This window comes from Acinetobacter psychrotolerans (assembly GCF_048552595.1).
Taxonomy (GTDB): Bacteria; Pseudomonadota; Gammaproteobacteria; order Pseudomonadales; family Moraxellaceae; genus Acinetobacter.
The window spans coordinates 1-296 of record NZ_JBIMDK010000057.1 but is presented as its reverse complement, the minus strand read 5'-3'; the positions used below and the strand labels follow the sequence as shown (position 1 = coordinate 296).

General features: G+C 38.9%; 1 protein-coding gene. It reads right to left on the bottom strand.

Annotated features, from left to right (window positions below):
• On the bottom strand, positions 1–296 hold a 296-nt coding region (locus tag ACG94X_RS16840), incomplete at both ends, for an SbmA/BacA-like family transporter (protein WP_419384804.1).

Sequence of the window (296 nt, the reverse complement as noted above, 5' to 3'; positions counted from 1 at the left end):
GCTTTACACCAACGACCATCAATAAAAAAGTTCCAAACAGTGCCCAACCAATGGCTGCCCAAACCAAAGAATATTTGACTTCACCAACAATAGGTAACATTGGAACTTTTTCTGACAAGGAAAATAACAATGGTAAAAAAGCAATTAACACTAAACTGGCTTTAATAAACTCTACACCTAAGTCTTCCATAATGGTTGCAAAACGCATCGTATCTTCTTGCACACGTTGCGAAGCACCTTCAACAGTACGTAACTGTTGCCAATGCTCTACATAAAATTCCGTCATTGCTGTACGC